We start from the raw sequence: 25,586 nt of genomic DNA on the forward strand, positions 1-25,586 counted from the left end.
GATGCCCGGTGGGCGGCTCTTCCCCGGCCGCCCACCCGGGGATCAGGAACTCCAGAGCATGTTGCTGAGCTCGGCGTCGAGGTCCATGAAGTCGGTCTCACGACCGGCCGGGACCAGTTCGTACGTGCGGTGCAAGAACTCCGTGAGCGGAGCAAGAGGCACCTCGAACAGGGCCTGTCCGAACGGTGACGTGAGACTGATGTGCAGAGTGCGCTCGCCGTCGGCGCGCGCCGGCCACACCTGGACGTCTCCGTCGCCAACTCGCCGCACGATGCCGACTGTCAGCAGTTCGCGGGCGAAGATCCACTCGACCGGTTCGTCGTTCCCCACATGGAAGGCCATTCTGATCGCGTAAGGATCATCGGCCGTGTAGCTGAGTCCGGCGAGCAGGGGGACGGTGGTACGGTCGGGGACCACAAGCCGAAGGCCAAGCTCGGCAGAGACGGTGGAGCTGTTCATCGTCAGCCAAACCTTTTTCGTCGTCGGTCCCCTCTTCGGGGCTTTCACTGCTCTGAGGACTCTGCCCCGAGCTATGACGCGGAACAAAGAAACCTGTAGGAAAGATTCCGCCTCCAGGCCCTTCTGTAACGCACATCACAGCGCGACATTTGGGCATCTACCTGGCCAAGCATCACCAACAGGGCCTTATTTGCAAGGGTTTTGCGTATCGTTTTGGTCACCGTCGACTCCCCTGTAGGAGCGTCTCGGGCGATAGAGGTCTAGCTCGGGTCGTACGGTGCTTCTACGGACCAGGACGATGCTATGACACCGTAGCCCCCCGGTGGACGCATCCCTCGACCTTTGGCTCCCCACCGTGTCGCACCTCAAGATCATCCCCCCGTGGGCGCCGCTTCGCCAGTGGGCCCGGATTGCTGTATGGTTTTCCACGTCGGCACCGAGAGGGGCCGGACAGAGCGGGCGATTAGCTCAGCGGGAGAGCGCTTCGTTCACACCGAAGAGGTCACTGGTTCGATCCCAGTATCGCCCACGCAGGATAGACGTAGATCAGAGCCCGGCGGTTGACATCAACCGTCGGGCTCTTTCGCTTTCGTAGATCTTTTGGGTCGTCGGTCGGCCGGGTCTCCAGATCGCTCCGCCAGGGTCCGGCCCTCGCTTCCGCGCCTTCGGGGCTCCCTAGCGGCCCTCGCGGTGGACGCCCGGGCCGATGTGAGGATCGCCGATCCATGGGCTCCTTCCGGGCCGCGGGCCGGTGGTTTCCGGACCGGCCATCCTCGGCCGGCCGGAGGCGCTCCGCTCCCCAGGTTTTCCAGGCAGGATGAGAAACTTTCGTCGACCCCTGAGATGAACCGGTGAAACCGCCGGACCTTGCTCCAGTAAAAATAGTAGGTGAACAGGTGTAATTCTGGCCCGGAAGCTCTGTGGCGCCATTTCCCCTAATTATGTTCGTGCTGTTACTCGTTGACATGAGACGCGGCAGACTCGAGTCTTCGGTGAGTGTCATCCGATCCACCCCGGCAAGGTGACCACCCCGGATGCGGCCCTCTGGCCGCGGGCCGGGATCCGCTGCAATTTCGCTGGAAACGCCGTCCTGAATGTTCTTCACCAAATTTCAGGAACGTTTTGCTCCGCTCCGGACCTCGACCATCACGTGCTGTCGCCGGCAGACATCCATCATCAACCCGGCGCCGTCTTTCGCATATCCGCAAGGCCAACGCCGTCCGTGCGAATGCCAGGAGTATCGGCCGCCACCGTAGACCAAGGGGTGATCTCATGCAGTTCGACCGTTTCGACGGACCGGTGCTCTCGCTCTTCCGCGCCGTCGCGGGGACAACGAGCGATTTTGAGGATATGTGCCGGGGTCGGCCGGGACTGGCTAGGATTCATTCGGACTTATCCGCTGACAAGGGGATCCGGCGATCGTCCTGGCTGGTGGGGCGCGCAGGCCGCGTTCACGTCAGGAGATCACCAGTCTGATCTCGGCGTCGTCCGCCCGCAAGGCGCAGGTGGAGGCCGAGGGGCACCGTCCTCCCGGACTGCTCACGCCGGCGTGCTCCCGTGACTGCGGCCCCCCGAGGAGAAGACGATCGTTGGTTGACAGACGGAACGACCCCGTGGTGGTGGTCGGACTTGGCCGCTTCGGCAGCTCGCTCGCTGTGGAACTCGTCCACAGGGGGACCGAGGTGCTGGCCATCGACAGCCGCCCCAAGGTGGTGCAGAGCATGGCGGCCAGGCTCCCCCACGTTGTCGTCGCCGACTCCACCGACATGGAGGTCCTGCGCCAGCTCGGCGTGCCCGACTTCTACCGGGCGGTGGTCGCCATCGGCACCGACCTCGAGTCCAGCATTCTCACGACGTCCCTGCTCGTCGAGCTGGAGATCGAGGATGTCTGGGCCAAGGCGGTGAGCCGTGATCACGGCCGCATCCTGGAGCGCGTCGGCGCTCACCATGTGATCCTTCCCGAACACGACATGGGAGAGCGCCTGGCGCGTCTGCTGAACGGGCGGATGCTCGACTACATGGGGGTGGACGGCGACTACGCGCTGGCCAAGACCCGGCCGCCCCGGGAGTTCGTCGGAGTCCCCCTCGGCCAGTCGGGGTTGCGCCGCAAGTACGGGGTGACCGTGGTCTGTGTGAAGGGCCAGTACGACGAGTTCACCCACGCCGCGTCCGACACCGTCCTGAGCTATGGGGACGTGATCATCATCGCGGGCAAGGCCGAGCAGGTGGAGCGGTTCACCGAGCTTCCGTGACCCGCTCCGGTACTGACCGCCGGTCAGACGCCGAAAGCCGCCAGGATCGGCCAGGCCGAACCGACGCCGGCGAGGGCCCCGGCGGCGACCTGGGCGGGGGTGTGGTGCCGGAGCCGTATCCGAGCCCAGCAGACCGTCGCGGTGATCAGCGCACCGATCACGAGGGTCGGCACGGTGGGCAGCACGTGGGTGAGCACCACCACGGTGCCCGCCGACACGGCCGCGTGGAAGGAGATCTTCCATTTCAGGGTGATCGGGACGGTCACCGCCAGCGCGGCCAGCATCGCGGTCACCGTGGCCACGAGAAGCCTGGGCGCGCCCAGGCCGGCCAGCAGCACCAGCGCGGCCAGTACGGCCGCGACCGCCACCAGCAGCGGCTTCGTCCGGCTCGTCCGGTCGACCAGATGGTGGGAGTCCAGCCGCCCGGAGCGGACCCCAGCCAGGATCACTCCGGCGGGGACCCCGCCGCACAGTGCCGAGGCGACCAGCCCCCACCCGGCACCCGTCCAGCCGTCCGTCAGCAGTCCGATGACCGGCGGAAGCACGATGACCAGGACCTGGGGTGCGAACAGCCCGGTGACCCACCGTGCGGCCATCGTCGTGCTCTTCCCACCGTGCGGCGCCTCCCGACCGGTCATGCGCTCCCCATCGCTGTGAGATCCAAGGTCCGTGGCCGACCTTGTCAGGTGAGAAAGCCGGAATGAACTTCCGGAAGCCGTCGATCCGCGCGGGCCGGGGCGGTCCGGTGGGTTGCTCCGCCCCGGAGGTCAGTCGTTGGCGTGCAGGGCGCTGTTGAGCTCAACGCCGGTGCCCTGGCGGGGCACGACCTCGACGGCACCGGAGACGGAGTTGCGGCGGAACAGCAGGCCGGAGGCGCCGGAGAACTCGGCGGCCTTGACGGTCCGGCCGTCGGGGAGGGTGACCTTGGTCCCGGCGGTGACGTACAGGCCGGCCTCCACCACGCAGTCGTCGCCGAGAGAGATGCCGACGCCGCTGTTGGCGCCCAGCAGACAGCGGTTGCCGATGGAGATGACCTGCTTGCCGCCGCCGGACAGGGTGCCCATGATCGAGGCGCCGCCGCCGACGTCGGAGCCGTCGCCCACGACCACGCCCGCCGAGATGCGGCCCTCGACCATCGAGGTGCCGAGCGTCCCGGCGTTGAAGTTGACGAAGCCCTCGTGCATCACGGTCGTGCCGGCGGCCAGATGCGCACCGAGACGGACCCGGTCGGCCTCGGCGATCCGGACGCCGGTGGGCACCACGTAGTCGACCATCCGGGGGAACTTGTCCACGCCGTGGACGGTCACCTGGCCGCGGGCGCGCAGGCGCAGCCGTACCGCCTCGAAGCCCTCGACCGGGCACGGGCCGTGGTTGGTCCACACCACGTTGTTCAGCACACCGAACAGGCCGTCCAGGTTCTGCCCGTGGGGCTGGACGAGGCGGGCCGACAGCAGGTGCAGGCGGAGGTAGGCGTCATAGGTGTCGGCGGGTGCCTCCGACAGCTTGGTGATCCCGGTGTACACCGCGATCACCTCCACACCGCGGTCCTCGTCGGGGCCGAGCAGCGCGGTGACTCCGGAACCGAGCGCCTCGGCGGCCTCCTGCGGGGTCAGCCGCCTGGTGCCCGGGGAGGAGGGCTCGCCCAGTTGCGGGGAGGGGAACCAGGTGTCGAGCACGGTCCCGTCCGGGGTGATGGTCGCGATGCCGGCACCGTGGGCGCCTGAGGTCTGTGCAGCTGCGTTCACAGCGACCAAGCCTAGTCAAAGCCGGTGCAATGGCAGTACGCCGAGAGAGCGTTGGACATGTGCCCGTGTCGTCCGGGTCGTTAGCGTTGCCGCCATGTTGCGTGGCATTGATGTGTCGAACTGGCAGGGCGCCGTCGACTGGGACCACTATGCCAACAACGGGATCTCCTTCGCCTTCGCCAAGGCTACCGAGGGAGGCACCTTCACCGACGGATGGTTCGGCAGGAACTGGACCGGCATGCGGGAGAACTGGATCGTCTGCGGGGCTTATCACTTCGCCCATCCCGCGGGTGACCCGGAAGTCCAGGCGGCCCACTTCCTGGAGGCCGTGCAGGGGGCGGGCGGTCTGCGCCGCGGCGACCTGCTCGCGCTCGACCTGGAGACCAACGACCATCTGTCCGCACGCAAGGTGGCCGACTTCGCCCGCCGCTGGTGCCAGGCGGTCACCGCCCAGGCCGGGGTGCGGCCGGTGGTCTACACGTTCCTCGCGTTCGCGCTGAACGGCAACTGCGCCGGGCTGGAGGACTACCCCCTCTGGATCGCCGCCCCCAACAATCCCGTCGGCAGGCCCAACGTCCCGATGCCGTGGCACAGATGGACCATCCACCAGCACTCCCACACCCCACTGGACCGCAACGTCTTCCGGGGCACCCGGGCCGAACTCACGTCACTGGGCTACCGCCGGCGCCGCGACGCCTGAGGAGTCCGATGACCTGTCAGATCAGGGTGAACGTGCCGGTGAGATCTGCTCCGCGCCACCATATGAGCAGACCACCGGTCAGGCAGATGGCGAGCGTCAGGCCGTCGACGGCTCTCGTGGCACCGAACGTCTCCGTCACGTCCGTCAGGGATACTGCGTTTTCCATGGTCAGAACGGTACGGAGATGCGGGTCCCTTCCGTAGATCAAACGATCTGGGTTTCACCGGGACAGATGTCACCGCCGGGAGCCGGTGGAACCGGCTGAAGCAGGCGGTCGGACCGCCCGCATGAGGTTGGTGAGCCGGGTTTGGGATATCGCGTTGCGGACACCGGTAGCATCGATGGCCAGACCAGAATGTCGTCGTCTCCCAGGGAGCAACCGTGTCTGCCGTGCCAGAACTTCGTATCACCCTCGCCGGAGCCGAGCGTGTGGTGGCGGGGGGCACGACGTACGGCGATGTGCTCGAAGCCGACGGCCGCTCCGTGGTCGCTGCCCGGGCCAACGGCGAGCTGAAGGACCTCGCGGCCTCCGTCGCCGAGGGCGACGTGGTCGAGCCGGTCGAGGTCGGCAGCCCCGACGGCCGGGCGATCGTGCGCCACTCCACCGCGCACGTCATGGCCCAGGCGGTCCAGGAGCTGTTCCCCGACGCCAGGCTGGGCATCGGCCCGCCGGTCGAGAACGGCTTCTACTACGACTTCGACGTCAAGCACCCCTTCACCCCCGAGGATCTCAAGCGCGTCGAAAAGCGCATGCGCGAGATCGTCAAGCAGGGGCAGCTCTTCTCCCGCCGGCCCGTCTCGGACGAGGACGCGCGCGAGGAGCTGGCCGCCGAGCCGTACAAGCTGGAGCTGATCGGACTCAAGGGCGGGGCCGCCGACGAGGAGAGCGTCGAGGTGGGCGGCGCCGAGCTGACCATCTACGACAACCTCGACCCGAAGACCGGCGACCTGTGCTGGAAGGACCTGTGCCGCGGCCCCCACGTGCCGACCACCCGGTCCATCCCGGCGTTCAAGCTGATGCGCGCCGGTGGCGCCTACTGGCGGGGCAGCGAGAAGAACCCGCAGCTCCAGCGGATCTACGGCACCGCCTGGGAGTCGCGCGAGAAGCAGGACGAATACCTCCAGCTGCTGGAGGAGGCCGAGAAGCGCGACCACCGCAAGCTGGGCGCCGAGCTCGACCTGTTCTCCTTCCCGGACGAGCTGGGCTCGGGCCTGCCGGTCTTCCATCCCAAGGGCGGCGTGATCCGCCGCGTCATGGAGGACTACTCCCGCAAGCGGCACGAGGAGGCGGGCTACTCCTTCGTCAACACCCCGCACATCACCAAGGGCCACCTCTACGAGGTCTCCGGCCACCTCGACTGGTACCGGGACGGGATGTTCCCGCCCATGGAGCTGGAGGGCGCCGAGTACTACCTCAAGCCGATGAACTGCCCGATGCACAACCTGATCTTCGGGGCCCGCGGGCGGTCCTACCGTGAGCTGCCGCTGCGGCTGTTCGAGTTCGGCACGGTCTACCGCTACGAGAAGTCCGGCGTCATCCACGGCCTGACCCGGGTGCGCGGCATGACGCAGGACGACGCGCACATCTACTGCACCCGCGACCAGATGCGCGACGAGCTGAAGTCGCTGCTGCGTTTCGTGCTCGACCTGCTCCGCGACTACGGCCTGGAAGACTTCTACCTGGAGCTGTCGACCAAGGACCCGGTCAAGTTCGTCGGCAGCGACGAGGTGTGGGCGGAGGCGACCGAGACGCTGCGCGAGGTCGCCGAGTCCGAGAAGCTCGATCTCGTCCTCGACCCCGGCGGCGCCGCCTTCTACGGTCCCAAGATCTCCGTGCAGGCGCGCGACGCGATCGGCCGCACCTGGCAGATGTCGACGATCCAGCTCGACTTCAACCTGCCCGAGCGCTTCCAGCTTGAGTACCAGGCCGCCGACGGCACCCGCCAGCGGCCCGTCATGATCCACCGGGCGCTGTTCGGCTCGATTGAGCGCTTCTTCGGCGTCCTGGTCGAGCACTACGCGGGCGCGTTCCCCCCCTGGCTCGCCCCGGTGCAGGTCGTCGGCATCCCGATCGCCGAGGCGCACGCGCCCTACCTGCAGGACCTGGCCAAGAAGGCCCGCGAGCGGGGCATCCGGATCGAGGTGGACGCCTCCGACGACCGGATGCAGAAGAAGATCCGCAACGCGCAGAAGTCCAAGGTGCCGTTCATGCTCCTGGCAGGCGATGAGGACATCGCCAACGGCGCGGTCTCCTTCCGCTTCCGCAACGGTGAGCAGAAGAACGGCGTGCCGGTCGACGAGGCGATCAACGAGATCGTCGAGGCGATCGAGCGCCGCGTCCAGGTCTGATCGGTCACGGAGAAGTACGGCGGGCGGCTGCGGCGGCCCGCCGTACGGCTTTTCAGGGCTCTTCTGAGCCCGCCGTCAGACCCGGCGGCGGACCGTCTCAGGACTCGGCGGCGACCTCCGGCTGGCCCTCACCGGGCAGGCGGACGTCGTCCACGTTGACATTGACCTCGACGACCCGCATCCCCAGCATCCGGCTGACCGTGCGGGCCACGTTGGTCTTCACCTCGTTGGCCACGTCCATCACCACGTGGCCGTACTCCGCCACGATCGCCACGTCCACCGCGGCCGTACGCTCCTGCACGTGGGCGCTCACGCCGCGGGGGGCGCGTCCGGCCTTGGCCCCGGCACCGGCGCGCTCGCGGATCGGCTCCACCGTGCCGGCGGGGTCCGCGCCCAGGTCGGCGACGCCGGTCACCTCGAGCGTGGCAAGAGCGGCGACCTTCTCCACCACCTCGTCGGCCACCTTGATCCGTCCCTTCACCACGGCCGCGGCGACCGGTTCGGCGGCCGGTTCCCGCACGGGGGTGAGGGAGGGAGTGGCCAGGGGCAGGGAGAACGGGCGGGCGGCGGTGGTCGTTTCGGCGGGAGAGTCGGTCTCCTCGGCGATTTCCTCGACGGAGACGTCGGTCATGGGGTGCTCCTTGCTTTGGTGGTCACGCTCGCAGGGATTCTGCCGGAAATCTGCACCATTTGTCGGCCGTGGCCGGGCGAGCGCCTTCCGGCCCCCTCCCGGCGGCCGGTGAGGACCGGGACCGGCGACCGGGAGCCCCCGCACGTGCCGGCTGCCCTGACGGTTCCGCGCGGCTTGACGGGAGGTGCCGGACCGGGCAAATCCGCGTGGCAATATGCTGATCGCCATGAGCGAAGAGCCGGAGACGCAGCACGGAGCAGGAACGCCGGACGCGTTCGAAAGACTCTGGACTCCCCACCGGATGGCCTACATCAAGGGATCGAACAAGCCGACGGGGCCGGGTCCCCATGACGGCTGCCCGTTCTGCGAGATCCCCGGGATGAGCGACGAGGACGGGCTGATCGTCGCCCGGGGCCGTGCGGTCTTCGCGGTGCTCAACCTCTATCCGTACAACTCCGGCCACCTGATGGTCTGTCCCTACCGGCACGTAGCCGACTACGCGGATCTGGACGACGATGAGACCGCCGAACTCGCCGACTTCACCAAACGGTCGCTGGCGGCCCTGCGCAAGGCCAGCGGCGCGCAGGGCTTCAACGTGGGCATGAACCTCGGCGGTGTGGCGGGCGCGGGCATCGCCGCCCACCTGCACCAGCACGTGGTGCCCCGCTGGGGCGGGGACACCAACTTCATGCCGGTGGTCGGCCACACCAGGGTGCTGCCTCAACTGCTCCGCGACACCAGGGAACTGCTCGCCGGATCCTGGCCCGCGTCCTCGTAGCCCGATGCGCCGTCGTGGAGGGTCTTGATGCCCACCGACAGCACCAGCGGCACGCCGAGGGCGAGTGCCATGGACAGCACGGCCGCACCCGAGTCGTTGACCAGCATGCCGATCACCCCGCTGACCAGGGTGCCGACCAGCCCCGCCTTCAGGGCGGGGGAGTGACCGAACGCGGCGGGGAGCACTCCGGCGCTCGCCGCGCCCGGCCGCAGCAGCGCGTAGACCAGGAACGCCACGGCCGTGATCACGATCGGCATCAGGTTGGGGCTGAGCAGGGTGCCCAGCATCGCGCCGAGCTTGCGGCTGACCACCTCCGTCGCCTCGCCGGTGAACACCTGGCCTACGAAGCGGCCCAGATGGCTCTGGGAGCCGGGCGGGCGCAGGTAGTCGAGGTAGGCGATGGCCATCACGGTGACGCCGCCCGCCACGCAGAACGCGCCCAGCCTGACGATCGAGACCCGCTTACCCGCGACCAGCAGGGCGGTGACCGCGATGCCCGGGACGAACGCGATCACACCTCCGAAGTCACTGCCCATCCCCGGCCATCCCCCCAGGAGCATCGCCGAGCATCCCAGCACCACCACCGCGGCGACCGCCGCGGTCCTGCGGTCCCGCCCGGCCAGGTGGTGGGCGATCGCGGTGGCCAGCAGCAGTACCGAGGTGGCGAAGAGGGCGAACGGGATGTTGCCCAGACCGTAGTAGCGGGCACCGACCACGGCGGTGTAGCCCATCACGCTGTTGAGCTGCAGGGGCGTCCCGGTCAGCAGGTCACCGGCGAGCACCGCCGCGGTGACTCCCGCCACGACGGTCAGCGGGCCGAGCGGGCTGTGCCGCCAGGGACCGGCCAGCGCCGCGGCGGCCAGCAGAAGCGTGCCCCCGGCGAGCCCCCCGACCAGGACGGGCAACGGGATCGCGGTGTGGTGCCAGGGGAGGAGGTTGACCAGGTAGGTGGACACGGGCACGGAGGCGAGCGCCAGGGCCGCCACGCGGATCCCGCCGAGACCGCGCCTGCGACGCATCAGCAGGAACGCGGTGACGTAGAAGACGACCTGGAGCACGGCGACGGTGGTGAAGAAGACCCCACCCGCGTTCCTGACCGTCTGACCGGCCACGTCGGCCTTGACCAGCTCGGCCTGTGCCGCCTCCGTGCCGCCGGTACGGCTCTCGCCCGCCTGCCAGGGCACCCCGATCACGGTCGCCGGCGTGGGGATGCCCGCCGCCGCCAGCATCGTGGCGGTGATGTCAGGCAGGATGGTGACGTCCTCACGGTGGGTGGAAGCCGACCCCAGGAGCCGGCCTGAGGCGTCTGCCGTGCGCATCATGGCCGCGCGCAGGTGCGGCACGGCGCCGTGGTCGGACAGGCCGGCCAGCAGCACGGTGGCGTCCCCGGGCAGCGCGTCCAGTACCGCTCCGACATGGGCGTCGGCCAGCAGCAGCGCCGCCGCCCGCTGCTGAGGGGTGAGCGTCTCCTCCGCCTCCGGGAGCCGCCCACCGGCCAGGTAGGGCTTGATCAGGTCGTCCACGTCCACGGCGGCCACCCGGCATCTGGTGAGCGCCCCCGGTGGCAGTCCCACGGGTGAGGGGGCGTAGAAGTCCACCCTCCCCTTCCGGTCGGCCAGCGCCAGCGCCGCGCCGGGGCCGACCGCCAGCGTGCACTCCCCGGCCGCGTGCACGGCCTCGCCGAGCGTCCCCGCGTTCTTCTGCCGGGCGACCCGGTACAGGTAGTCGTAACCGGGGATGACCGCGCCGAGGCCGCCTGCCGGTCCGGGCACCGGCGGGAGCCCGCAGCCGTAGCCGACCGCGGACCTGGTTCCGGCGGATACCGTCAGCCACCCGTCGTAGGGGCATGTCACTCTGCCGACCGTGCGGACGGACAGCGATCCGACCGCGCTCTGGCCGGCCAGCCGCCACAGGTTCGGGGTGGTCTCGGGGCCCAGGTCGCTCCACTGCAGGCCGGGGACGCCGATCAGCGCCACCCGCCCGTCCGCCGGTGCGGCGGCCTGGGCCGCCGCCGGCCACAGAACGCTCAGGACCAGTGCAAGCGCGGCAAGCGTCCGCCTCACGAGTGACCTCCCCAGACCTCGCCCGAATGCTGGCACCGTAGGGGAACATTGTGCACCCGGTCCAGAGGGTCTCGTGATCATTGCGGGGCGCGTCGCGGGACTCTTACATCTCCCAGGTCAGCCGGGTCCGGTGATCGGTCGCGGAGCACCCGGTGCCCTTCTGCTCCGGCGGCCCGGATGATGGCCGGTGGCGTGGGATCAGGGGCCGGCCTTGGTGGGCACGCTCTCGTTGTCCAGGCGGTCCAGGGCGGTGACGAGGTAGGCGCCGCCGCCCGCGGAGGCGAAGGTCTGGCGGTCGCCGCCCGCGGCGGGCACGACCGCGACCAGGTTGCGGGCGTCGACGGTGGCGCACTCATCGATCTTGCCGGAGGGAATCTGGTAGATCGCATAGGAACGGGCGCCGGGAGAGGACTTCCAGCTGAGCGTGGTGCCCTGGGCCTTCACCTCGGTGGGCTGGGCTGGGGCCTGGCCGCCGAGACCCTTTATCAGGGGCAGCAGGGCCGGATGGGAGTAGTAGTTCTTGACGATCCGGTCCATCACGCCCAGCGGGTTGGTCAGGAGCTGCTTCGCGCTGAAGTAGACGTCGCCCTCGACCTGCTTGTACTTGCGGTTCTGTGCGAGGTGCGAGGGCAGCTCTCCGGGCCTGGTCCAGGCGGGAGTGTCGGTGCTGCCGACCCGGTAGAGGGCCTGGCCGATGTAGAGCTGCACGTCGGTGCCCCTGACCTCGTTCGCCCACCACGGCATCAGCACGTCGTAGTCGGCGGCCCTGAACCCGCGCGGCCAGTAGAGCTGCGGCATGATGTAGTCGACTGTGCCCGCGCGGATCCAGTGACGGGCGTCGGCGTAGATGGCGTCGTAGGCGGACATGCCGGTGGTGGCCGAACCCGTGGGGTCGTCGGATCTGTTGCGCCAGATCCCGAACGGGCTGATGCCGAACTTCACGTACGGTTCCGTCTCGTGCACGGCCCTGTCGACCTGCGCGATCAGCTTGTTGACGTTGGCGCGGCGCCAGTCGGCCAGCTTTTCGCCCCTGCCGTACCTCTTGAAGGCGGCGGCGTCGGCGAACTGTGCGCCGCCGGCCGGATACGGGTAGAAGTAGTCGTCGAAGTGGACCCCGTCCACGTCGTAGCGCTTCACCACGTCCTTGACGACCGCGGTGACATGGTCACGGACCTGGGGCAGGCCCGGGTTGTAGTAGATCTGGCCCTGGTACCTGACGATCCAGTCGGGGTGGAGCCGGGCCGGGTGGTCCGCCGGAAGTTTGCTCATGTCGCCGTCGGCTGCGGCGCGGTAGGGGTTGAACCAGGCGTGGAACTCCAGCCCTCGCCTGTGCGCCTCTGCGACCAGGAAGGTCAGCGGATCCCAGCCGGGATCCTTGCCGGCGGTACCGGTCAGATACTGCGACCAGGGCTCCAGCTCCGACCTGTAGAAGGCGTCGGAGGCCGGGCGGACCTGGACGAACACCGCGTTGAGCCGGCGCTTGACCGCGTTGTCGAGAATCCTGACATATTCGGCCTGCTGCCTGGCGACCGACAGCCCGGTCCGTGAGGGCCAGTCGATGTTCTTCACCGTGGCGATCCAGACGCCGCGCAGCTGCCGCTTGGGATATCTCGCATCGGCCGTGCACGACGCCGTCCCGGAGGCCGTGGCGGTCGTGCCGGGCGCGTGCTCGGAGGCCGTGGGCCTGGCCGCCGGAGCACCCGGGCCGAAGGTGTAGGCCGCGCCTGTGGCGAGGACGGCGAGGGCGGCGGCGGCGAGCAAAGGACGTCCGGTTCGCATGGTTCATCAGTCTGACACCGGGGCCGAGGTGGTTCGCCCGGAAAAAAAGAAATCGTTTCGTGACGCCGCTGTTACGTGGGTAAATTTTTAGGGAGGCGTGAGCATGGTGGTCCGCGCCTCCCGGTGAGGATCACGCCGGGGTGGACCGCCCCCGGCAGGGCGTCAACCGGCGACCTTGTCCACCAGGTGGGCCGGGAGCGGCTCGTAGCGCAGGAAGGTGCGCTGGAACGTCCCCGTGCCGTGTGACATCGACCGCAGATCGATGGCGTAGCGGGTGATCTCCAGTTCGGGCACCTCGGCCCTGACCAGGGTGCGTCCGGTGCCGACCGGTTCGCTGCCCAGGACACGGCCCCGGCGTGACGACAGGTCGGACATCACCGCGCCGACGTAGTCGTCGGCGATCAGCACGGCCACCTCGTCGACCGGTTCCAGCAGCAGCGTCGGCACCTTCGCCGCGGCCTCCTTCAGCGCGAGCGCCCCGGCGATCTGGAAGGCCATGTCGGAGGAGTCGACCGAATGGGCCTTGCCGTCGTACAGCGTCACCCGCACGTCCACCACGGGATAGCCGGCCATCACCCCGCGCTGCATCTGGGTGCGCACGCCCTTCTCCACCGAGGGGATGAACTGGCGCGGCACCACACCGCCGACGATCTTGTCCACGAACTCGAAGCCTCCGCCGGAGGGCAGCGGCTCGACCTCCAGGTGGCAGATGGCGAACTGCCCGTGCCCACCGCTCTGCTTGACGTTACGTCCCAGAGCCTGGCAGCTGCCGCCGAAGGTCTCCCGGAGCGGGACTCTCAGCTCGATCTTCTCCACCTCGACGCCGTGCCGCTTGCTCAGCCGGTCCAGCAGGACGTCGGCGTGGGCCTCGCCCATGCACCACAGCACGAGCTGCCGGGTCTCGGCGTTGTTCTCCAGCCGGAGCGTGGGATCCTCAGCGACCAGCCGCTGCAGCGCCTGGCCCAGCTTGTCGTCGTCGGCCTTGGATCTGGCCTGGACGGCCACGGGCAGCAGCGGTTCGGGCATCGCCCAGGAGGCCATCAGCAGAGGCCGGTCCTTGCTGGAGAGGGTGTCGCCGGTCTCCGCGCGAGACAGCTTGGCCACCGCGACGATGTCGCCGGCCACGCATTGGGCGGCCGTCCGCTGGAGCTTGCCCAGGGGCGACGACAGCGCGCCGATGCGCTCGTCCACGTCGTGGTCCTCATGGCCGCGGTCGGCCAGGCCGTGTCCCGAGACGTGCACGGTCATGTCCGGGCGCAGGGTCCCGGAGAACACCCGTACCAGGCTGATCCGGCCCACGTAGGGGTCGCTGGTGGTCTTGACGACCTCGGCCACGAGCGGTCCACGGGGATCGCAGGTGATGCCGGAGACGGGCTTGCCGTCGATCTCGGTGATCTCCGGTAGCGGATGCTCCAGCGGGGAGGGGAACCCCTGGGTGATGAGCTGGAGAACCTCCAAGGCGCCCACGCCGGTCCCGGTGGCGAGCACCGGGTGGAAGCCGCCACGTGCGACCGCCTTCTCCAGATCGCCGATGAGTGCCTTGGTGTCGATCTCCTCCCCGGAGAGGTAGCGGTCCATCAGGGACTCGTCCTCGCTCTCCTGGATGATCCCCTCGATCAGCGCGCCGCGGTACTCCTCGATCTGCTCCTGGTAGGATGGGCCCGGGGCGTTCTCGGTCCGGGTGCCGGTCGCGTAGTTGTAGAACTTCTGGGTCAGCAGCCCGATCAGGCCGTTCACCCGGCCGTTGGTGACCACCGGCAGATACAGCGGGGCCACGCTGTCGCCGAAGGCGTTCCGGCAGGCGGCGAGAGCCTCGTGAAAGTCGGCCCTCTGATGGTCGATCTTCGTGATCACGACCGCCCGCGGCATCCCGACCGCCGCGCACTCCTCCCACAGCATCCGGGTCAGGCCGTTCACACCCTCTGCCGCCGAGACCACGAACAGCGCCGCGTCGGCCGCGCGCAGCCCGGCGCGCAGGTCGCCGACGAAGTCGGCGTAGCCGGGGGTGTCCAGCAGGTTGATCTTGATGTTGTTGTGGGACATCGGGGCCACGGTCAGGTTCACCGAGCGCTGCTGGCGCACCTCGACCTCGTCGAAGTCGCTGACCGTGGTGCCGTCCTCGACCCGGCCAGGCCGCTGGACGGTCCCCGTGGCGGCCAGGAGCGCCTCCACGAGCGTTGTCTTTCCCGAACCGGAATGGCCGACCAGCACGACATTCCTCACCATGTCCGGCCGGTCGGCTGCCGGAGCCCTCCCCGCGGCTCCCGCTGCCCCGCCGGTTGCCTTCTCTGCCACGTCGCCTCCCGCATCGTTGCCGAAAAGGAGCGCGACCGGATGCGGCCACACCCCCGGGCCCGCCGCCGCGTCCATACACCACAAGGACGCGGTCTGTTCACCAAATACCCATGTGGCGAATATCACAAGAGGTTCGGGCCAATCCACTTGCGGAGCGTTGAATGCGCGCTGACAAGCCGTTTGGCCTACGATCGGAGCGCGATGCTGAAACTTCTGCGCCCCGCCGTCACCCGAGTCTTGACCCCCCTGGGCAGGGCACTTGCCCGCCGGGGGATCAGCCCCAACGTGGTCACCACGGTTGGCACGCTCGGCACCGTCGCCGCGGCCCTCTTCTTCTACCCCCGAGGAGACTTGTTCCCCGGCACGGTAGTGATCACGTTTTTCGTTCTCGCGGATCTTCTTGACGGAGTCATGGCCAGGATGACCGGTCCGGGGAGTGTCTGGGGGGCCTTCCTTGACTCCGCCCTTGATCGGGTGGGTGACGCCGGGATCTTCTCGGGACTGGTGATCTGGCTCACGCTGAGCGGCCAGCGGGTGCTGGCGGGGGTCGCGCTGTTCTGCCTCGTCGCCGGGGCGTTGGTGTCCTACGTCAAGGCCAGGGCCGAAGGACTGGGCATGACCTGCGACGCCGGTCTCGCCGAACGGCCTGAACGCCTGGTCGTCGGCCTGGTCGCGGCAGGCCTGGCGGGACTCGGCGTGCCGTACGTTCTGGCCGTGGGGCTCTGGCTGCTTGCCGTGGCCAGCGCGGTCACCGTCGTCCAGCGCCTGCTGCACGTCCACCGCCAGGCTGTCTCCGTCCCGCCCCAGACCCTCCGCTGATCGGGAGAGCGATGACCGACAAGCCGTCCCCGCAGGATCGTCTCGTCGCGGCCGGGTTCGGCGCCGGCTGGGCGGTCGTGCCCCGGCTCCCCGAACGCCTCACCGCCTGGGCCTTCCGCAGGGCCGCGGACCGGCTGTGGAGGCGCCGGGGCAGGTCGGTGCGCCAGCTGGAGGCCAACCTCGCGCGGGTCAAGGACACCTCGCCGGACGATCCGATGATCCGGGAGCTGAGCCGCGAGGGCATGCGCTCCTACTTCCGCTACTTCCACGAGGTGTTCCGGCTGCCCTCCATACCCGCCGAGCAGATCCTCTCGCGGATGAAGGTCGTCGGCGACGGACCGGTCTACGACAACCTCGCCAAGGGCCGTGGTGTGATCCTTGCCCTGCCGCACATGGGCAACTGGGACCAGGCCGGCGCCTGGTTCGTCGCCAAGGGGCACCCGTTCACCACCGTCGCCGAGCGGCTCAGACCCGAATCGCTGTTCCACCGCTACACCGCCTTCCGCGAGGGGCTGGGCATGGAGGTGCTCCCACTCACCGGCGGAGAAAGCCACATCATCGGGACCCTGTCGCAGCGACTGCGGGCCGGTCGCCCGGTCGCCCTGCCCGCCGAGCGCGATCTGACCGCCAAGGGCATCGAGGTGCGGTTCTTCGGCTCGGCCACGCGCATGCCGGCCGGGCCCGGCCTGCTGGCGGTGCACACCGGAGCGGCGCTGATCCCGGTGATCCTCTATTTCGAGGGGCACGACTGGGGGCTCCACTTCCATGAGGAGATCGTGGTCCCCTCCGAGGGCACCCGGAAGGAGAAGGTGGCCGCCGTCACGCAGAGCCTGGCCACCGTCTTCGAGAAGGGCATCGCCGAGCACCCCCAGGACTGGCACATGCTCCAGCGGCTCTGGCTTGAGGACCTGGAGCCACACGGGTGAGTCGCGACCGAGCCCGACGCGGTGAGCGGAGTGGAGAGCGTGGCGAGGCGAACTTTCCGCGAAGTGAGCGAGGAGCGGTGAGGGTGCAATGAGGATCGGCATCGTCTGTCCCTACATGTGGGATGTGCCGGGCGGTGTGCAGGTGCACATCCGTGACCTCGCCGAGGCCCTGATGGAGGACGGCCACCAGGTTCAGGTGATCGCACCGGCGGGCGACGACGCGACGTTGCCCCCGTACGTGACCTCTGCCGGCCGCGCCGTTCCCGTCCCCTTCAACGGGTCGGTGGCCAGGATGTCGTTCGGGTTCCTGTCGGCCAACCGGGTGCGCCGCTGGGTGCGTGAGGGCCGTTTCGACGTGCTGCACGTGCACGAGCCCTTCATCCCGTCGCTGGGCCTGCTCGCCTGCTGGGTGGCCAGAGGCCCGATCGTGGCCACCTTCCACGCCTCCTACGGACGCTCCCGCGCGTTCTCGGTCGCGTCCCCCGTGATCACGAGCGCGCTGGAGAAGATCACCGCCCGGATCGCGGTGTCGGACGCGGCCAGGAAGACCCTGGTCGAGTTCATCGGCGGGGACGCCGTGCTCATCCCCAACGGGGTGACGGTCAGCCGCTACGCCGAGGCCGAGCCGCTGCCCGGCTGGGACCACGGGGAGACGATCGGCTTTCTCGGCCGGATGGACGAGCCCCGCAAGGGCCTGCCGGTGCTGCTGGACGCGTTCACCCGGCTGGCGGCCGAGCGGCCCGGACTCCGCCTTCTCGTCGCCGGACCCGGCGACGAGAAGGAGGTGCTGGAGAGGGTGCCGGCCCGCTTTCATGACCGGATCGTCCTGCTCGGCATGGTCAGCGAGGAAGACAAGGTCCGCGCCTACCACTCGGTGGACGTGTTCTGCGCGCCCAACCTGGGCGGGGAGAGCTTCGGCATCGTGCTCACCGAGGCGATGTCGGCGGGCGCGACGATCCTGGCCAGCGACATCCCGGCCTTCCGCAAGGTTCTCGACGACGGCCAGGCGGGGGCGCTGTTCGAGACCGGCGACGCCGCTTCGCTCGCCCGCGAGGCCGCCGCGCTGCTCGACGATCCCGACCGCCGGGCCAAGTTGTCACAGGAGGCCCGCCAGGCCGTCCGGAAATACGACTGGTCCACGGTCGCCCGCGATGTCCTGCGCGTCTACGAGACCGTGGCGAGCACCGCCGGGGTGGAGGAGGACGACACACCGTGACCACCACGCAGATCCTGGTGGTGGGCGCGATCGTGCTGCTCACCGCCGTTTACATCTCCTGGCGGGCCGGTCGGCTGGACCGGCTCCACATCCGGCTGGAGCTGGCCCGGGAGTCTCTGGACGCCGCTCTGGTACGGCGGACCGCCGTCTGCCTGGAGCTGGCCGCCTCCCGGAGCCTTGATCCGGCGACGAGCCTGGTGCTGGCCGCGGCGGCCCACGAGGCCCGTACGGCGGGGCCCGACGAGCGCGAGCACGCCGAGAGCGACCTGTCGCGCACGCTGCGGGCCGTGATCGACCAGGAGCGCCTCCACGACCGGCCGGCCGCCCCCCCACCGGCCGCGGAACTGCTGGAGGAGCTCGGCACCGCGGTGGCCAAGGTGCTCTACTCGCGCCGCTTCTACAACAGCGCGGTCGGCGTGACCAGGGCCGCCCAGCGTCGCTGGCTGGCACGCACGTTACGGCTGGCCGGGCACACGGAGTATCCGGGCTTCTTCGAGATCGACGACGCGCCCCCGAAAGCCCTCGCCATCGAATAGGACCACACGGAGCCGACCGTCCGAAAGACGGACGAGGCGTACCCGAAGCGTGGAATTCGGCAAGGCGGACACAGGTAAGCTCTTGGGCGTTTCAAGGTCGATTTGAGGAGATGAGCCGTGCGAGTGCCCCGGATGATCACCGTTACGCTGGCGGGATTGGTCGTTCTCGCGCCGGTTGCGGCCTGTTCCTCCAACGAGCCCGCGGCGGGGAGCAACCCGCAGGCGGAAGCCCCGGAGCCGGATCCGACCCCGACGGAGGAACCGACCCATCCCTTCACCGGGCTCCCCGGCTCCGCCCGCAGGGCCGTGCTCGCAGCGAAGATCGAGAACACCTCGGCGGGCAAGCCTCAGCTCGGTCTCAAGAGCGCCGACATCGTCTACGTCGAGCAGGTCGAGGCGGGCCTGACGCGCCTCATGGCGATCTTCTCTTCGAAGTTCCCGCCCCAGATCGGCCCGGTCCGCAGCGCCCGTATCTCCGATATGCACATCGTTCCGCAGTTCGGCAAGCCCGCCTTCGCCTACTCGGGCGCGCAGACCAAGATGCTTCCCATCATCGCGCAGTCGTCGCTGTTCGACGTCTCCGACAGCCGGGCTCCGGGCGCCTACTTCCGCCAGCCCGGCCGCTACGCGCCCTACAACCTGTTCGCCAACACCAAGCAGCTGCTGGCCCAGGCACCCAAGGCGAGCAAGGCCAAGGACATAGGTTTCACCTTCGGTGACGCTCCCGAGGGCGGTGTACCCCGGAAGACGTTCAGCGTGAAGTACCCGTCGGCCCGGTTCACCTTCGCCTGGTCGGAGGCCGCCGGGAAGTGGCTGATCTGGCAGGACGGGAAGAAGGACATGGCCGCCGAGGGCGGTCAGCTCGGTGCGCCCACGATCGTCGTGCAGTACACCAAGACCGAGCGCTCGGAGTTCCACGACAAGAACCAGAGCTACACGCCCCTGGTGCACAGCACCGGCAAGGGCAGTGCCATCGTGCTCCGCGACGGCCAGGCCTTCAAGGCCAGATGGTCGCGCGAGACGGAGGAGGACGGCACTGTCTTCACCACCGCGGCGGGGGAGCCGATGAACTTCGCCCCCGGGCAGGTTTGGGTCGTCCTGACGTCCCGTAAGCCCATCATCCCTTGATCCCCGTCTCACCATGCTGTCCAAGAAGGACGACGGATGACGACAGGATGGCATGTAGGGGGACAGGTGGATCAGCGCCTACCATGGAGACGTGGTGCCCGTCCTCACGGACGGCCCGTGATCCGCAATCAGCCGTCGTGAGGTAGAGACCGTGTCCAGCAGCACGCCCGAAGTCACCGAGACCACCGTCACCGGAACCGCCCGGGTAAAGCGGGGTATGGCCGAGATGCTCAAGGGCGGCGTCATCATGGACGTCGTCAACGCCGAGCAGGCCAAGATCGCCGAGGATGCCGGTGCTGTCGCCGTCATGGCCCTTGAGCGGGTTCCCGCCGACATCCGTGCCCAGGGGGGCGTCTCCCGGATGAGCGACCCCGACATGATCGACGGCATCATCGACGCCGTCTCCATCCCCGTCATGGCCAAGGCCCGCATCGGCCACTTCGTCGAGGCCCAGGTTCTCCAGTCGCTCGGCGTCGACTATGTCGACGAGTCCGAGGTGCTGACCCCCGCGGACTTCGCCAACCACATCGACAAGTGGCGGTTCACGGTGCCCTTCGTCTGTGGTGCGACCAACCTTGGTGAGGCGCTGCGCCGGATCACCGAGGGCGCGGCGATGATCCGCTCCAAGGGTGAGGCCGGCACCGGTGACGTCTCCAACGCCACCACCCACATGCGCAAGATCCGGGGCGAGCTCAAGCGTCTGTCCTCGCTGCCCGAGGACGAGCTGTTCGTCGCGGCCAAGGAGCTGCAGGCGCCGTACGAGCTGGTCGCCGAGGTCGCCAAGACAGGAAAGCTGCCCGTCGTGCTCTTCACCGCCGGTGGCATCGCCACCCCGGCTGACGCCGCGATGATGATGCAGCTCGGTGCCGAGGGCGTGTTCGTCGGCTCGGGCATCTTCAAGTCCGGCAACCCGGCCCAGCGTGCCGCTGCGATCGTCAAGGCCACCACTTTCTACGACGACCCTGACGTCATCGCCAAGGTCTCCCGTGGTCTGGGTGAGGCCATGGTCGGCATCAACGTGGACGACATCCCGGTCCCGCACCGCCTGGCCGAGCGCGGCTGGTAGAAATTTGTGTAAAAGGCGGCATTCGTGAAGGGTGCCGCCTTTTCCGTTCCGTCGCGGGCCCGTCCCGTGGGGTGACGACATGCGGCGCCCAGCGGGGCCGGTGGGACGGGCTCGCCACCTTCCCCTCGCACGGCGTCCCTGCCGCCGCCCGGCCCGGTTTTGGGCGACGCGCGCCGTGGCCATACGCTGAGAAGGCATTTCAGGCACCTTGAAAGGACCACTGGTGAGCATCGCCCCGACGATCGGTGTGTTCGCCCTGCAGGGAGACGTGCGTGAGCATCTGCACGCGCTGGAGGCGGCGGGAGCCAAGGCGGTAACCGTGCGGCGGCCCGGCGAACTGGAGGCGGTCGACGGCCTGGTCATCCCCGGCGGGGAGTCCACCACGATGTGGAAGCTCGCCGACACCTTCGACCTGCTTGAGCCGCTCCGGCTGAGGATCAAGAACGGTATGCCCGCCTACGGTTCGTGCGCCGGAATGATCATGCTGGCCGACCGGATCGTAGCCGGTGCCGACGGTCAGCAGACGATCGGAGGCATCGACATGGTGGTCCGCCGCAACGCCTTCGGCCGCCAGATCGACTCTTTTGAGGCCGACATCGACTTCGCCGGCCGCGGTGCGCTGCGCGCGGTGTTCATCCGTGCCCCGTGGGTGGAATCCGTCGGCTCCGACGTAGAAGTGCTGGCTCGGGCCGAAGCTGGGGATAGGATCGTCGCGGTCCGTCAGGGACCGCTGCTCGCCACGTCCTTCCATCCGGAACTTACCGGGGATGCCGGCGTGCATTCATATTTTGTTGAGATGGTGAGGGAGCTCTAGCCGATGTCCGGCCACTCCAAATGGGCGACGACGAAGCACAAGAAGGCCGCGCTCGACTCCAAACGCGGCAAGCTGTTCGCCAAGCTCATCAAGAACATCGAGGTCGCGGCCCGGACCGGCGGCCCTGACGCGGACGGTAACCCGACGCTGTACGACGCCATCACCAAGGCGCGCAAGAACTCGGTCCCGATCGACAACATCGAGCGCGCCCGCAAGCGTGGCGGCGGCCTGGAGGCCGGCGGCGCCGACTGGCAGACCATCATGTACGAGGGCTATGCCCCCGGCGGCGTCGCGGTGCTCATCGAGTGCCTGACCGACAACCGCAACCGCGCGGCCTCCGAGGTCCGTGTCGCCCTGACCCGCAACGGTGGCTCGCTGGCCGACCCCGGCTCGGTGTCCTACATGTTCAACCGCAAGGGCGTCGTTCTCGTCCCCCGGGGCGAGCTGTCGGAGGACGACGTGCTGACCGCGGTCCTCGACGCGGGTGCCGAGGAGGTCAACGACCTGGGTGAGCAGTTCGAGGTCGTCTCCGAGGCCACCGACCTCGTCCCGGTCCGCAAGGCCCTGCAGGACGCCGGGATCGACTACGACTCGGCGGAGTCCAGCTTCCTGCCGACAATGAACGTCCCCCTCGACGAGGATGGCGCGCGCAAGGTCTTCAGGTTGATCGACGCCTTGGAGGACAGCGACGACGTCCAGAACGTCTGGGCCAACTTCGACGTCTCCGACGAGGTTCTGGAGAGGCTCGACGCGTAGGTCCCTCGAAGCGCCCGACCCGCCGCCGGGGGGCGGAGGTTCCGTCGCCTGAGGGGCTTCGAGCCGACCGTTGAGGCCCCTGACGCCGCCTTCCAGGCCAGGCCGTACCTACCTGGCTGCTTCTGACCGACGGTGCGGGCAGCCGTGCGCGGCGTGCTCCCAAGCGGTAGAGTCGGGCACCGAACAGGTGTTCGGCGAGTGGAGGCGTGCCGGTGCGATTGCCCGAGCTACGGGTGATGGGGGTCGATCCGGGGCTGACCCGATGTGGGCTCGGGGCGGTCGAAGGGCGGCCTGGAGCGCCGCTGAAGCTCGTCAAGGTCGGCGTCGTCCGGACCCCGGCCGATGACGAGATCGGGGCCAGGCTGGTGGCGATCGAGACGGGTATCGAACAGTGGCTCGACGAGGTCGAGCCCGACGCGGTCGCTGTGGAGCGGGTCTTCGCCCAGCACAACCTCAGGACCGTGATGGGCACCGCGCAGGCGTCCGCTGTGGCGATTCTGTGTGCGTCCCGGCGGGGACTGCCGGTGGCGCTGCACACGCCGTCCGAAGTCAAGGCGGCGATCACCGGCAGTGGCACGGCCGACAAGCAGCAGGTGGGAACCATGGTGACCCGGCTGCTGCGGCTGGACGCGATGCCCAAGCCCGCCGACGCCGCCGACGCGCTGGCGCTGGCGATCTGCCACGTGTGGCGGGGCGGGGCGCAGAACCGGCTGGCCGAGGCACTGGCCAGAACCAAGACCGGGCCGGGGACGACCGCCGCCGCCTACTTCCGGGGTCGGGGCCGGGCCGGATACTCGAGAGGAACCACACAGTGATCGCCTCGGTGCGGGGACGGGTGGCCGCGATCGCGCCTGACGGCGCGGTGGTCGAGGTCGGCGGGGTGGGCGTGCTGGTCCACTGCACGCCGGGCACGCTGGCGACGCTCAGAGTCGGCGAGGAGGCCCGGCTGGCCACCTCGCTCGTGGTCCGGGAAGAGTCGCTGACACTGTTCGGCTTCGGGAACGACGACGAGCGTGGCATCTTCGAGATGCTGCAGACGGCCAACGGGGTCGGTCCCAAAGTCGCTCTGGCGATGCTGGCCGTCCACACTCCCAACGCGCTCCGGATGGCCGTGGCGAGCGCCGACGTGAAGGCGTTGACCAGGGTTCCCGGGGTCGGCCCCAAGGGTGCCCAGCGGATCATCGTCGACCTCAAGGACAAGCTCGGCACGCCTGATCAGGCCGTCAACGCCGCCCTCAACGGCGGAGCGCCCGCGCCCGCCTGGCGCGACCAGGTCCATTCCGGCCTGGTGGGTCTCGGCTACTCGTCGAAGGACGCCGACGAGGCCGTCGCCGCCGTCACCTCCCAGGCCGACGCCGAGGTGGCACAGGGCCGTTCTCCACAGGTGGCGACGTTGCTCAAGGCCGCGCTCCGCGCGCTGAGCGTCAGGTGAGGGGCACTCCACGATGCGGGTCCCGGACGGGCACGGCGAGACAGGATCCGCCCGCGCGGGCGCGGAGAGCCGAGACGGGCATGGCGACATGGGAGCCGCCCGCATGAGTGAAGGTGGACCGGCGTGAGTTTCGATCGGGATCTGGTGGCGCCGGACGCCGAGGGCGACGAGCGGCTGATCGAGGCGGCGTTGCGCCCCAAGCGGCTGGAGGAGTTCATCGGCCAGGCCCGAGTGCGCGAGCAGCTGTCCCTGGTGCTGCAGAGCGCGTTGCGGCGTAACAGGCCACCGGACCACGTGCTGATGAGCGGCGGTCCCGGCCTCGGTAAGACGACCCTTTCCATGATCATCGCGACAGAGCTGGCCGTGCCGCTCCGGATCACCTCCGGACCCGCGCTGGAGCGGGCGGGCGACCTCGCGGCGATCCTGTCGACCCTCTCGGAGGGAGAGGTCCTCTTCATCGACGAGATCCACCGGATGGCCCGCCCCGCGGAGGAGATGCTCTATCTCGCGATGGAGGACTTCCGCGTCGACATCGTGGTGGGCAAGGGGCCGGGGGCGACCGCGATCCCGCTGGAGGTCGCGCCGTTCACCCTGGTCGGGGCCACCACCCGGGCCGGGCTGCTGCCCGCGCCGCTGCGCGATCGGTTCGGCTTCGTCGCCCACATGGAGTTCTACGAGGTGGCCGAGTTGGAACAGGTGCTGGACCGCTCCGCACGGCTCCTCGGCCTGGAACTTCCCCGCGACGCGGCGTACGAGATCGCGGGCCGGTCACGGGGCACGCCCCGCATCGCCAACCGGTTGCTGCGCCGGGTCCGCGACTTCGCCGAGGTGCGGGCCGACGGGGTGGTCACCAGGGACGTCGCCTCGGCGGCGCTGAACCTCTACGAGGTCGACGCCGAAGGGCTGGACCGGCTGGACCGGGCGGTGCTCGGGGCGCTGCTGCGCAAGTTCGGGGGCGGCCCGGTGGGGCTGTCCACGCTGGCGGTGGCGGTGGGGGAGGAGCCGGAGACGGTCGAGGTGGTCGCGGAGCCGTTCCTGGTCCGCCAGGGCCTGCTGGCGCGCACTCCCCGGGGCCGGGTCGCGACCGCCGCCGCCTGGGTCCATCTGGGTCTGACGCCGCCTCCGGACGCGTTCGGCGCCTCGATGATCGTCGACCTTGGGGATGATTCGGGTCATGCCTGACGTTGGGCATGGTGGAGAAACCGTACGAAGTTGATCACAGATCGATGACAACGGTATCGAAATGGGAACTTCCCCGCGCGCCAGTTCGTGACCTCGTTGCCGCACTCCTAACAGCTCGCCTAAACTCCGTGGCTTGGCTGGCTGTGTAGGCTGACGTGCTGAGCGGCGTGCCGTATATGACGTCCGGCGACAGGCCGGTCATTCTTAAAGCGTAAGGAGCGGCCCCATGGGCGGCAACTACTCGAGCCTTATCATGATCGCTCTGATGGTCGTGGTGTTCTACTTCCTGCTCATCCGGCCGCAGCGTAAGCGGCAGCAGGAGCAGGTTCAGATGCAGAACTCTCTGATTCCGGGGAGCCGCATCATGACCACGACCGGTCTCTTCGCGACCGTGGTGGCGATCGATGCCGATGATGTGATCCTGGAGATCGCCCCCGGTGTCGAGACCCGCTGGGTCAAGGCCGCGATTGGCCGTGTGCTGACCCCGGTCGACGACGTCGAGGGTGACGATGCCAAGAGCATCGATGTCGCCGACGTCGTCGACGACAATGTGATGGAGACCGTGAAGCCGCAGGCCGAAGGTCAGGACTCGCAGAAGAAGTGATAAGCAGGCTCACCCACCATCCCCTATAGCCGAAAGAACTGACGACCAGTGGCCCG

At 69.0% G+C, this 25,586-nt stretch carries 24 protein-coding genes and 1 tRNA gene; 17 read left to right on the forward strand and 8 right to left on the reverse strand.

Annotation, left to right across the window (positions count from 1 at the left end):
* Positions 1-42: 42 nt before the first annotated feature.
* A complete protein-coding gene (locus ACIN94_RS08590) occupies positions 43-459 on the reverse strand; it encodes an SsgA family sporulation/cell division regulator (protein WP_089210725.1) in 417 nt (138 codons plus the stop codon).
* A 457-nt stretch (positions 460-916) separates the two neighbouring features.
* On the opposite strand from ACIN94_RS08590, the gene ACIN94_RS08595 reads away from it, so the two are divergent.
* Together ACIN94_RS08595 and ACIN94_RS08600 are read left to right on the forward strand one after the other, a co-directional pair.
* Positions 917-988 (forward strand) — tRNA-Val (locus ACIN94_RS08595).
* A 1,060-nt stretch (positions 989-2,048) separates the two neighbouring features.
* Positions 2,049-2,711 (forward strand): potassium channel family protein, encoded by a 663-nt coding sequence (locus ACIN94_RS08600; protein ID WP_400701469.1) that lies wholly within the window; start codon positions 2,049-2,051, stop codon positions 2,709-2,711.
* 23 nt (positions 2,712-2,734) lie between these two features.
* Here ACIN94_RS08600 and ACIN94_RS08605 read toward each other — a convergent pair whose 3' ends face one another.
* Positions 2,735-3,349: a hypothetical protein gene (locus ACIN94_RS08605; protein WP_400701471.1), complete on the reverse strand. Its 615-nt coding sequence runs from the start codon at positions 3,347-3,349 to the stop codon at positions 2,735-2,737.
* A gap of 129 nt (positions 3,350-3,478) precedes the next feature.
* On the reverse strand, positions 3,479-4,456 hold the full coding sequence (dapD, locus tag ACIN94_RS08610; RefSeq protein ID WP_400701473.1) for a 2,3,4,5-tetrahydropyridine-2,6-dicarboxylate N-succinyltransferase: 978 nt from the start codon (positions 4,454-4,456) through the stop codon (positions 3,479-3,481).
* Positions 4,457-4,550: 94 nt separating this feature from the next.
* Here dapD and ACIN94_RS08615 point away from each other — a divergent pair, with 94 nt between their 5' ends.
* A complete protein-coding gene (locus ACIN94_RS08615) occupies positions 4,551-5,156 on the forward strand; it encodes a glycoside hydrolase family 25 protein (protein WP_400701475.1) in 606 nt (201 codons plus the stop codon).
* A 16-nt stretch (positions 5,157-5,172) separates the two neighbouring features.
* Here the strand turns inward: ACIN94_RS08615 and ACIN94_RS08620 are convergent, their stop codons facing one another.
* Positions 5,173-5,322 carry a hypothetical protein gene (locus ACIN94_RS08620; protein WP_400701477.1) on the reverse strand — a complete coding sequence of 50 codons (150 nt, stop codon included), beginning with the start codon at positions 5,320-5,322 and terminating at the stop codon, positions 5,173-5,175.
* A gap of 215 nt (positions 5,323-5,537) precedes the next feature.
* Between ACIN94_RS08620 and thrS the strand changes: the two genes are divergently transcribed.
* Complete coding sequence (gene thrS, locus ACIN94_RS08625) at positions 5,538-7,505, forward strand: threonine--tRNA ligase (protein ID WP_400701479.1); 1,968 nt, start codon at positions 5,538-5,540, stop codon at positions 7,503-7,505.
* 97 nt (positions 7,506-7,602) lie between these two features.
* On the opposite strand, the gene ACIN94_RS08630 is transcribed toward thrS, so the two are convergent.
* On the reverse strand, positions 7,603-8,136 hold the full coding sequence (locus ACIN94_RS08630; RefSeq protein WP_400701482.1) for an Asp23/Gls24 family envelope stress response protein: 534 nt from the start codon (positions 8,134-8,136) through the stop codon (positions 7,603-7,605).
* 226 nt (positions 8,137-8,362) lie between these two features.
* Here ACIN94_RS08630 and ACIN94_RS08635 point away from each other — a divergent pair, with 226 nt between their 5' ends.
* Complete coding sequence (locus ACIN94_RS08635) at positions 8,363-8,914, forward strand: HIT family protein (protein ID WP_400701485.1); 552 nt, start codon at positions 8,363-8,365, stop codon at positions 8,912-8,914.
* On the opposite strand, the gene ACIN94_RS08640 is transcribed toward ACIN94_RS08635, so the two are convergent.
* The 3 genes from ACIN94_RS08640 to ACIN94_RS08650 form a co-directional block, all read right to left on the reverse strand.
* Entirely contained in the window at positions 8,857-10,977 is a 2,121-nt protein-coding gene (locus ACIN94_RS08640; RefSeq protein ID WP_400701488.1) for a hypothetical protein, read from the reverse strand. The genes ACIN94_RS08635 and ACIN94_RS08640 overlap by 58 nt on opposite strands.
* Before the next feature lie 198 nt (positions 10,978-11,175).
* Entirely contained in the window at positions 11,176-12,756 is a 1,581-nt protein-coding gene (locus tag ACIN94_RS08645; protein ID WP_400701491.1) for a glycoside hydrolase family 10 protein, read from the reverse strand.
* A 162-nt stretch (positions 12,757-12,918) separates the two neighbouring features.
* On the reverse strand, positions 12,919-15,051 hold the full coding sequence (locus ACIN94_RS08650) for an elongation factor G-like protein EF-G2 (protein ID WP_400701494.1): 2,133 nt from the start codon (positions 15,049-15,051) through the stop codon (positions 12,919-12,921).
* Between the two features lie 201 nt (positions 15,052-15,252).
* Between ACIN94_RS08650 and pgsA the strand changes: the two genes are divergently transcribed.
* The 12 genes from pgsA to yajC all read left to right on the forward strand — a co-directional run bounded on the left by pgsA (position 15,253) and on the right by yajC (position 25,530).
* Positions 15,253-15,870 carry a phosphatidylinositol phosphate synthase gene (gene pgsA / locus ACIN94_RS08655; RefSeq protein ID WP_400701497.1) on the forward strand — a complete coding sequence of 206 codons (618 nt, stop codon included), beginning with the start codon at positions 15,253-15,255 and terminating at the stop codon, positions 15,868-15,870.
* Between the two features lie 11 nt (positions 15,871-15,881).
* Positions 15,882-16,796, forward strand: a complete 915-nt coding sequence (locus ACIN94_RS08660) for a phosphatidylinositol mannoside acyltransferase (RefSeq protein WP_400701500.1) — start codon at positions 15,882-15,884, stop codon at positions 16,794-16,796.
* Positions 16,797-16,884: 88 nt separating this feature from the next.
* Positions 16,885-18,012 (forward strand): glycosyltransferase family 4 protein, encoded by a 1,128-nt coding sequence (locus ACIN94_RS08665; RefSeq protein ID WP_400701503.1) that lies wholly within the window; start codon positions 16,885-16,887, stop codon positions 18,010-18,012.
* On the forward strand, positions 18,009-18,548 hold the full coding sequence (locus ACIN94_RS08670) for a hypothetical protein (protein ID WP_400701506.1): 540 nt from the start codon (positions 18,009-18,011) through the stop codon (positions 18,546-18,548). Before ACIN94_RS08665 ends, ACIN94_RS08670 begins: the two co-directional genes overlap by 4 nt.
* A gap of 117 nt (positions 18,549-18,665) precedes the next feature.
* Positions 18,666-19,676, forward strand: a complete 1,011-nt coding sequence (locus ACIN94_RS08675) for a DUF3048 domain-containing protein (RefSeq protein WP_400701509.1) — start codon at positions 18,666-18,668, stop codon at positions 19,674-19,676.
* A 151-nt stretch (positions 19,677-19,827) separates the two neighbouring features.
* Positions 19,828-20,742, forward strand: a complete 915-nt coding sequence (gene pdxS, locus ACIN94_RS08680) for a pyridoxal 5'-phosphate synthase lyase subunit PdxS (protein WP_400701512.1) — start codon at positions 19,828-19,830, stop codon at positions 20,740-20,742.
* 223 nt (positions 20,743-20,965) lie between these two features.
* A complete protein-coding gene (gene pdxT / locus ACIN94_RS08685; protein WP_400701515.1) occupies positions 20,966-21,556 on the forward strand; it encodes a pyridoxal 5'-phosphate synthase glutaminase subunit PdxT in 591 nt (196 codons plus the stop codon).
* A gap of 3 nt (positions 21,557-21,559) precedes the next feature.
* Positions 21,560-22,312, forward strand: a complete 753-nt coding sequence (locus tag ACIN94_RS08690; protein WP_400701518.1) for a YebC/PmpR family DNA-binding transcriptional regulator — start codon at positions 21,560-21,562, stop codon at positions 22,310-22,312.
* 236 nt (positions 22,313-22,548) lie between these two features.
* Positions 22,549-23,127: a crossover junction endodeoxyribonuclease RuvC gene (ruvC, locus tag ACIN94_RS08695; protein WP_400701708.1), complete on the forward strand. Its 579-nt coding sequence runs from the start codon at positions 22,549-22,551 to the stop codon at positions 23,125-23,127.
* Positions 23,124-23,744: a Holliday junction branch migration protein RuvA gene (gene ruvA, locus ACIN94_RS08700; protein ID WP_400701521.1), complete on the forward strand. Its 621-nt coding sequence runs from the start codon at positions 23,124-23,126 to the stop codon at positions 23,742-23,744. The genes ruvC and ruvA overlap by 4 nt, the downstream gene beginning before the upstream one ends.
* A gap of 123 nt (positions 23,745-23,867) precedes the next feature.
* On the forward strand, positions 23,868-24,926 hold the full coding sequence (ruvB, locus tag ACIN94_RS08705; RefSeq protein WP_400701524.1) for a Holliday junction branch migration DNA helicase RuvB: 1,059 nt from the start codon (positions 23,868-23,870) through the stop codon (positions 24,924-24,926).
* Between the two features lie 226 nt (positions 24,927-25,152).
* Positions 25,153-25,530 (forward strand): preprotein translocase subunit YajC, encoded by a 378-nt coding sequence (yajC, locus tag ACIN94_RS08710; RefSeq protein ID WP_400701527.1) that lies wholly within the window; start codon positions 25,153-25,155, stop codon positions 25,528-25,530.
* The last annotated feature ends 56 nt before the right edge of the window (positions 25,531-25,586 follow it).

It is taken from the genome of Streptosporangium sp. NPDC087985, from assembly GCF_044741965.1.
In the GTDB taxonomy this organism is placed as follows: Bacteria; Actinomycetota; Actinomycetes; order Streptosporangiales; family Streptosporangiaceae; genus Streptosporangium.